We start from the raw sequence: 7174 nt of genomic DNA on the forward strand, positions 1-7174 counted from the left end.
CGCCGTCGAATCCGGACAACACAGCCGAACAACACAACCAATAGCACTACCGGACAACACATCCGGATAGCGCAAAGAGCCGGCGGTTCCTCCCACCAAGGGGGAACCGCCGGCTCTCGCCGTTAATCACTCGTTGTGGGGCCCGGTCTGCGCGCCAAATCGTTGGCGAGGGGCGCAGAGCAGGCCCCGCAACACGCCCTATTGCGCCGGAACCGACGCCGTGTCCGGACGAGGTGCCAGGCCGAGTTCCGTCAGCTTCTTGGCCAGGACACTCCCGAGCTTCGCGTGTCCGGACGGCTTCATGTGGACTCCGTCCTGCAAATCGCCAACGGCGTCGTAGCGGGTCAGCCAATCGCCGGCGCTGATGAACGGAATGCTGTTCTTTGCAGCTACTCGTCCCAGGAGGGCGTCCACCTCTGTGCGTCGTCCACCGCCGTTGTCGGCGCCTTTGGCAAGGGTTCCGATCATCGCGATCCGCGCCCCCGGGTAGCGTTTCTTGAGCACGGACAGCAGGCGCTCGGCGTTGGTGGCGATCTGTGTGTCGCTGGCCTTTTGGCTGGCGTCGTTGCCGCCGCCTTGGATCACGATCAGGGGAGGGTCGCCGTAGGGGAGCACCCAGTCGCCGCGCTGCAGGGCATCGATGTAATTGCCAGTCTTGGTGGTGGATGCCACAAAGCCTGTCCCACCCATGCCTGCCACATGCAACTTGTACCCCAATGCAGCGATCCCGCGTTGCGGCCATGAGTCCTTTGGCTGGGATTGCGAGTCCCCGATCAGCACCGCGGTGTGGCGCACGTCGGCCAGAATGACCTCGTTGCGGTTGTTGGCGGGATTCTTATACAGCGAGCCCACTGGAAGGTCCGGGGCCGGCGATGCGGTAGCCACGGTTTCCGGTTTCTGCGCAGCAGCCGTCTCGGCGGGAGCGGGCGCAACGGAGCGTGTGGCGGTGGACGTAGGGGCTGACGTTGTGGATCCGCAGCCCACCAAGAGAACGCCTACGGCGATCAGCGGTGCGAGCATGCGGAACGTGGCCGAAGCTTTTCGCATCGATGGTCTCCGTGTGGCACTGGTTCTTGCAGACATCATGGTTCACTCCGCGGGGAAAATCCAGCATCTTGTCCGCCAGTTACTAAACCTTAATCCACTGTGAGGAACGCCACATTTTGACCATGGATCGCTTGCATTTTAGGCCGATAAATGCATCTGCGTTTAGACTTGCTCTAGGTGCCCTGTGTCCCGGGGTCTTTCGCCGTGTGTTCCGATCAGGTAGATCAGGTATGCGCGCGGATATAACAACTGACTTCACCACTGAAACGAGTCATAAACGCATGTCTGAAACTACCGTTAACACTGCGTCGCGGAGCGATCTGCGCAACGTCGCGATCGTCGCACACGTTGACCACGGCAAGACCACCCTGGTCGACGCCATGCTCAAGCAGACCAACTCCTTCGCTTCCCACGGCGAAGTTGAAGACCGCGTCATGGACTCCGGCGATCTTGAACGCGAAAAGGGCATCACCATCCTCGCCAAGAACACGACGGTTGCCTACAACGGCCCGTCGTCCAACGGCGAGACCATCACCATCAACGTGATCGACACCCCCGGCCACGCCGACTTCGGTGGCGAGGTAGAGCGCGGCCTGTCCATGGTTGACGGCGTCGTCCTGCTGGTTGACTCCTCCGAAGGCCCGCTGCCGCAAACCCGCTTCGTGCTCCGTAAGGCCCTTGCTGCGCACTTGCCGGTCATCCTCCTGGTCAACAAGACCGACCGCCCTGACGCCCGTATCGACGAGGTTGTCCACGAGTCCATGGACCTGCTCCTCGGTCTGGCTTCGGACCTTGCTGACGAAGTTCCGGACCTGGACCTGGACAAGGTTCTCGAAGTTCCCGTCGTCTACGCCGCTGCGAAGGTCGGCCGTGCGTCCCTGGACCAGCCGGCCAACGGCTCTGCCCCGGAGAACGAGGACCTCGAGCCCCTCTTCAAGACCATCATCGAGCACATCCCGGCCCCGACGTACAACCCGGACGGCGTGCTGCAGGCACACGTGACCAACCTGGATGCATCGCCGTTCCTTGGCCGCCTCGCCCTGCTCCGCATCTACAACGGCACGCTCCGCAAGGGCCAGACCGTCGCCTGGGCGCGCGCCAACGGCGAACTCAAGAACGTCAAGATCACCGAACTGCTGGCCACGAAGGCCTTGACCCGCGTTCCTGCCGAATCCGCCGGCCCCGGTGAAATCGTTGCAGTCGCCGGCATCGAGGACATCACCATCGGTGAAACCCTCACGGATGCCGAGAACCCGCAGCCGCTGCCGCTGATCACGGTGGACGATCCCGCAATTTCCATGACCATTGGTATCAACACCTCGCCGCTGGCCGGCAAGGTCAAGGGCGCCAAGGTCACGGCCCGCCAGGTGAAGGATCGCCTGGACAAGGAACTGATCGGTAACGTCTCCATCAAGGTTCTCCCCACCGAGCGTCCTGACGCCTGGGAAGTCCAGGGTCGTGGCGAGCTCGCCTTGGCCATCCTGGTTGAGCAGATGCGCCGCGAAGGCTTTGAGCTGACCGTTGGCAAGCCGCAGGTTGTCACCAAGACCATCGACGGCAAGATCCACGAGCCGATGGAACACATGACCATCGACGTACCGGAAGAATACCTCGGCTCCGTCACCCAGCTCATGGCTGCCCGAAAGGGCCGCATGACCAACATGGCCAACCACGGTACCGGCTGGTGCCGCATGGAATTCATCGTTCCGGCCCGTGGCCTGATCGGTTTCCGCACCAAGTTCCTCACGGACACCCGCGGTGCTGGTATCGCAGCCTCGATCTCCGAGGGCTACGAGCCGTGGGCCGGCCCCATCGAATACCGTACCAACGGTTCGATGATTGCTGACCGCGCCGGTGTTGTGACGCCGTTTGCCATGATCAACCTGCAGGAGCGCGGTTCCTTCTTCGTGAAGCCCACGTCCGAGGTTTACGAAGGCATGATCGTTGGCGAGAACTCCCGCGCAGACGACATGGACGTCAACATCACCAAGGAAAAGAAGCTCACCAACATGCGTGCTGCTTCATCTGACTCCTTCGAGAACCTGACGCCGCCGCGCGACCTCACGCTCGAGGAGTCTCTCGAATTCGCCCGTGAGGACGAGTGCGTTGAGGTTACGCCGGAGGATATCCGTATTCGCAAGGTCATCCTGGACTCGAACGAGCGTGCCAAGGCCAACCGCGCCCGCGCCAAGGCCTAGACTGTCCGGGTCTGACCCGTCAGGAACAGCTTGATGAAGAGGAGAGTCGCCGGTGCGGCGCGTGGCATTGCCGCGGCCGTACCGGCGGCTCTTTTCGTTGCTGTCGCCGGAACGGGATTACACCGGCAGACCATACAGTGGTCCGGCGGCGATCTCGTCTGGGGAGTAGTTGTTGCGTTGCTGCTGTTGGCTTCTGTGCAGCTATGGTTGGCAGCGTGGTCCCGCTCGTTGATCCCGACGGCGGTGGCTGGCATGGTGAGTTATGCCGCCGTCGGCGTCATGTCCTCTTCAGGCCCCCGTAAACAGCTGGTGCTCGGCGACCTGGCAGGTAACGTCTGGGTGTTTGGTATCGGCGTGACCACTGTGGTCATGTTGCTGGTGGCGAGTCGCCTGCGGTTGCGGCCCGCCGCGCCTGGCGGCGTGGCGGAGGCGGCGGAACCTCCTTGGCGGCAATGATCATAGCCAGCGGTATTTCGACGTCGGACGTCCTGGTTCGGATCGTGCAACTGGTGTCGCCGGTGTCCAGGAGGTAGCCCAGCGCGTCCGTCAGGCCGTCATCGATCCTGTAGCGCACCACCACCCGAATGCCGGGTTTCGCACTAAGCAGGAATTGTCGGGGCGGCAAGTGCGGAAGGTTCACCGTTTCATACTAAGACGCGAGCTAGGTTGGCGTCGTTGCACTGTTGGATAATAGGCTCGGAAGTTGAGTGTCCGGCATGCTGCCGGCAGTATTACCCCGGCCGTGGCCGGGACTAACCGTGGAGAGGTCTGGGACGTGACGTACGTAATCGCGCAGCCGTGTGTAGATGTCAAGGACAAGGCATGTATCGAAGAATGCCCTGTTGACTGCATTTACGAAGGTGAGCGTTCCCTCTACATCCACCCCGATGAATGCGTCGACTGTGGTGCCTGCGAACCCGTATGCCCTGTGGAAGCCATCTACTACGAGGATGACACCCCGGAAGAGTGGGCCGACTATTACAAGGCCAACGTCGAATTCTTTGACGACCTCGGTTCGCCGGGTGGCGCTGCGAAGATCGGCAACACCGGCAAGGACCACCCGTTCATTGCCGCACTGCCCCCGCAGAACCAAGACCACTAAGGGCGGTTGCTTCCTTGATTTCCGCGGCACCGGCCTTTGGCCTTAACCTGCCCGACTACCCGTGGGAGGCCATGGCGCCGTATGTCGCCATAGCTGCCAAGCACTCCGGGGGAGCAGTTAACCTGTCCATCGGAACTCCGGTCGACCCCACTCCTGCCTTGATTCGCGACGCACTTGCGGCGGCATCCGATGCTCACGGCTATCCCACCGTGCATGGCACTGAGCCGCTTCGCCAAGCCGTGGTGGACTGGTTCGCCAGCCGCCGTGGTGTGCCGGGGCTTGATCCCAGGGACGTCATGCCGACCGTTGGGTCCAAGGAATTGGTTGCCTGGCTTCCGTTCCTCCTGGGACTCACTGCCGGCGATGTTGTGGTGCGCCCCACTGTGGCCTATCCAACGTACGACATTGGCGCCTCACTGGCTGGCGCCACTGCAGTTGCTGCGGACGATCTGGATGAACTGGATGCCGCCACCCGCGCGAAGGTCCGTTTGATCTGGATCAACTCGCCCGGCAATCCGACCGGAAGTGTCCGCGATGTCGAATCTCTCCATCGGATGGTCAGCCAGGCCCGGGAGCTCGGTGCTGTCGTTGCCTCGGATGAATGCTATGCGGAGCTCGGGTGGGGTGAATGGGATGCCCAGCGAGGCGGAGAGCCCGTTCCGAGCATCCTTGATCCGCGCGTAACGGGCGGTTCCACGGACGGTTTGCTGTGTGTGTACTCCTTGAGCAAGCAGTCCAACTTGGCAGGCTACCGCGCAGCCTTCGTTGCTGGCGACTCGGCGATTATGGCCAATCTCGTGAACAGCCGTAAGCATGCTGGAATGATCGTTCCCTACCCGGTGCAAGAAGCCATGCGCGTGGCACTGGGCGATGCCAGCCATGTTTTGGCGCAGAAGGACTTGTACAGGAGCCGACGCGAGCGGATTGTTCCAGCGCTGGAGAAGTTCGGACTGCAGATCCGCGAGTCCAAGGCTGGACTCTACCTGTGGTCCACGGCGGGCGAAGCTACATGGGACACCGTGGGGCGATTCGCTGACCTGGGCATCGTTGTTGGCCCCGGCGTCTTCTATGGCGATGCCGGTAATGGCTTCATCCGGGTGGCCCTCACGGGCAGCGATGAGCGCATTGACGCCGCAGTGGAGAGATTGGGCGCGAGCTCATAACAATGCTGTGACTTGCACCACAAGTCGCGTCATTCCGCCAGTAACCGGACGGAACGGATTAGTTCCGTGGGGTTACTGGCGGTAGCTTTTTAACTGACTATCAATGGTGACCTTCGATAAGAAAGCACTTCGGCCGTTGGAGCCCTGCAACAGTGGGGCAGCATGCGGCGTCACCGGAAGTTTGGTTGGACAAGCGTTCTATAGAGGCCCAGAGGCCTCATGAAGGGGACTCCATGACTGAGACCACCAGCGCGACACTGCGCCATGCCGGCGGCGAACTTGAACTGCCGCGCATCCAGGTTGTAGAAGGAAACGAAGGTTATGACGTTTCCAAGCTGCTGAAGCAGACGGGCGCCGTTGCCTATGACCCCGGCTTCATGAACACAGCGGCCACCACCTCGGCCATCACCTACATCGACGGCGACGCAGGCATCCTGCGCTACCGCGGATACCCCATTGAGCAGCTCGCGCAGCACTCGAGCTTCCTTGAAGTTTCCTACCTGCTGATCTACGGCAACCTGCCGACCCCCACGGAGCTGGAAGAGTTCGACCAGCGAATCCGCCGCCACACGCTCCTCCATGAGGAACTGAAGGGCTTCTTCGGCGGCTTCCCGCGGGATGCCCACCCCATGCCTGTGCTTTCCTCGGCCGTCTCTGCGCTGTCCACGTTCTACCAGGACTCGCTTGACCCGTTCAATGAAGAGCACGTGGAAGTTTCCACCATCCGCCTGATGGCCAAGCTGCCGGTCATCGCAGCCTACGCGCACAAGAAGTCGATCGGGCAGCCGATGCTGTACCCGGACAACTCCATGAACCTCGTGGAGAATTTCCTGCGCTTGAGCTTCGGCCTGCCGGCTGAGCAGTATGAACTGGACCCGGTAGTAGTCAAGGCCCTGGACCTCCTGCTCATTCTGCACGCCGACCACGAGCAGAACTGTTCCACCTCCACCGTGCGCTTGGTGGGTTCGTCCAACGCGAACCTCTTCGCTTCGGTGTCCGCAGGCATCAACGCCCTCTTCGGTCCCGCCCATGGTGGCGCCAACGAGGCCGTCCTGAAGATGCTTCGCCAGATCCAGGCTGACGGCATCAAGCCGGAGGACTACATGGAGAAGGTCAAGAACAAGGAAGACGGCGTCCGCCTCATGGGCTTCGGACACCGCGTCTACAAGAACTACGACCCCCGTGCCAAGATCATCAAGGCAACGGCTCACGAGGTCCTGGGCAAGCTCGGCGGCAACGACGAACTGCTTGACATCGCCATGCGCCTCGAAGAGAAGGCGCTGGCTGACGACTACTTTATCCAGCGCAAGCTTTACCCGAACGTCGACTTCTACACCGGCCTCATTTACAAGGCCATGGGCTTCCCGGAGAAGATGTTCACCGTTCTCTTCGCCATCGGCCGCCTCCCGGGCTGGATTGCCCAGTGGCGCGAAATGATCAACGATCCCCAGACCAAGATCGGCCGCCCGCGGCAGCTCTATACGGGTGAGCCTGAGCGCAACTACCCGGCCAACTGATACGGCAACAGCGTCAATAACGACGGCGGGGGGCCCCCCCCCCGGGGGGGGGGGGGGGGGGGCGGGGGGGGGGGGGGGGGGGGAAGAACACCCGGGGGGCAAGAGCGCGCCAATAACCCCCCCAGAGGGGCGCACAGGGCACGCCGC

6 protein-coding genes are annotated in these 7174 nt (G+C 62.0%); 5 read left to right on the forward strand and 1 reads right to left on the reverse strand.

Annotated features, from left to right (window positions below):
• Positions 1-198 precede the first annotated feature (198 nt).
• Positions 199-1047: an SGNH/GDSL hydrolase family protein gene (locus tag ACIQC5_RS02745; protein WP_400278230.1), complete on the reverse strand. Its 849-nt coding sequence runs from the start codon at positions 1045-1047 to the stop codon at positions 199-201.
• Between the two features lie 281 nt (positions 1048-1328).
• Between ACIQC5_RS02745 and typA the strand changes: the two genes are divergently transcribed.
• The 5 genes from typA (at position 1329) to ACIQC5_RS02770 (ending at position 7027) form a co-directional block, all read left to right on the forward strand.
• Complete coding sequence (typA, locus tag ACIQC5_RS02750; protein ID WP_400278232.1) at positions 1329-3245, forward strand: translational GTPase TypA; 1917 nt, start codon at positions 1329-1331, stop codon at positions 3243-3245.
• A 33-nt stretch (positions 3246-3278) separates the two neighbouring features.
• The gene (locus tag ACIQC5_RS02755; RefSeq protein WP_400278233.1) at positions 3279-3701 is read left to right on the forward strand and encodes a hypothetical protein; all 423 of its coding nucleotides are present in this window, start codon (positions 3279-3281) and stop codon (positions 3699-3701) included.
• Between the two features lie 319 nt (positions 3702-4020).
• A complete protein-coding gene (gene fdxA / locus ACIQC5_RS02760) occupies positions 4021-4347 on the forward strand; it encodes a ferredoxin (RefSeq protein ID WP_018776555.1) in 327 nt (108 codons plus the stop codon).
• Positions 4348-4361: 14 nt separating this feature from the next.
• Entirely contained in the window at positions 4362-5510 is a 1149-nt protein-coding gene (gene dapC, locus ACIQC5_RS02765; protein WP_400278234.1) for a succinyldiaminopimelate transaminase, read from the forward strand.
• Positions 5511-5743: 233 nt separating this feature from the next.
• The gene (locus ACIQC5_RS02770) at positions 5744-7027 is read left to right on the forward strand and encodes a citrate synthase (protein ID WP_400278235.1); all 1284 of its coding nucleotides are present in this window, start codon (positions 5744-5746) and stop codon (positions 7025-7027) included.
• The last annotated feature ends 147 nt before the right edge of the window (positions 7028-7174 follow it).

Source organism: Paenarthrobacter sp. NPDC092416, from assembly GCF_044755025.1.
Taxonomy (GTDB): Bacteria; Actinomycetota; Actinomycetes; order Actinomycetales; family Micrococcaceae; genus Arthrobacter.

Bases quoted from the DNA above. Each gene is read 5' to 3' on its own strand.
- ACIQC5_RS02755 (WP_400278233.1), top strand. From the start codon at position 3,279: ATGAAGAGGAGAGTCGCCGGTGCGGCGCGTGGCATTGCCGCGGCCGTA.
- typA (WP_400278232.1), top strand. From the start codon at position 1,329: ATGTCTGAAACTACCGTTAACACTGCGTCGCGGAGCGATCTGCGCAAC.
- ACIQC5_RS02770 (WP_400278235.1), top strand. From the start codon at position 5,744: ATGACTGAGACCACCAGCGCGACACTGCGCCATGCCGGCGGCGAACTT.
- ACIQC5_RS02745 (WP_400278230.1), bottom strand. From the start codon at position 1,047: ATGCGAAAAGCTTCGGCCACGTTCCGCATGCTCGCACCGCTGATCGCC.